General features: G+C 65.1%; 1 protein-coding gene. It reads right to left on the reverse strand.

Translation table 11 applies throughout. From position 1 onward, the window contains the following. Window positions 1-366: 366 nt before the first annotated feature. Window positions 367-1,034, reverse strand: a 668-nt coding sequence (locus BM052_RS19285; protein ID WP_177198588.1) for an IS91 family transposase, incomplete at its 5' end; no start/stop codon positions are given.

A 1,034-nucleotide genomic window follows, 5' to 3' on the forward strand; every position in this document is an offset into this window, starting at 1 on the left:
GGAATCTGGAGGGTTCTGTGAGGTCGCGCGGCGCTGAGGGTGGGGCTTGGCGCTGTGCGCGACCTCATTGAAGCCGGATTGAGCTAACCCGCTGACGCGCGCGCGACCTATGGGATTAGTGTCGCGAGGCTCGCTCCAGATGAGTAGTTTGGGGTGGTGCAATGCTGCCATACCGGTGCAGGCGAGGCCGAAACGGCAACGCTGGCCCAGATGATTGCCGCGCCTTTCGGCATTTTGGGGTTAGCTTGGCGTGATGCTCCGGCACTTTGGGCGGATCGACAAAGATGCCGGCATGGGGCCTCATCGCGTTCGTCGGCACTGATACCGCGACGCTGACGCGATCAAAGTTTGGTCGAGATCCCATCGTCATGAGGTGTCTGGCTGCGATCGTGATGGCCCGGTGCGCCATCGCGGCAGCGTGGCGGTGATGCGCAGAATGCCGCCACAGCAGGGGCAGACGGTTGGGTCAAAGCGCGGGAGTGGCCTGGTGGTCTCGCCGGTTGCGGCGATCGGAGCGGGCGTCGTCGCGGTCAATAGCTGCCGGATGATCCTGAGCCGGGCGCGGCGGCAGCCATTGGCGAGGAAGCCATAATGGCGGATGCGATGGAAGCCGTCCGGCAGGCTGTGGATGAGGAAGCGCCGGATGAACTCGTGCGGATCGAGCGACATCAGCCTGGGTGCGTTGCCGTGACGGTAATCGCGCCAGCGGAAGGTTACGCTGGTCTCGTCCGCGCTGACCAGGCGACTGCTGGCGATGGCGACCCGGTGGGTGTAGCGGCCAAGGTAGGCGAGGACATGTTCGGGCGAACCGAAAGGCGGCTTCGAATAGACGACCCAGCTCTTGCGTCGCAGCTGCTGGATCGCGGCTGTGAAGGCACCGGCGTCACCCAGCCTGTCGAGCGCGCCGGAGAAGCGCAGCCGTCCGGCCGCATGGGCCATCTCAAGCCGATCGAGGAACAGCCGCCGGAACAGGCGAGAGAGAACATGGATCGGCAGGAAGAAGGTCGCTCGGCAGCCGAGCCATCGTCCATCCG

The organism is Novosphingobium sp. CF614, assembly GCF_900113255.1.
In the GTDB taxonomy this organism is placed as follows: domain Bacteria; phylum Pseudomonadota; class Alphaproteobacteria; order Sphingomonadales; family Sphingomonadaceae; genus Novosphingobium.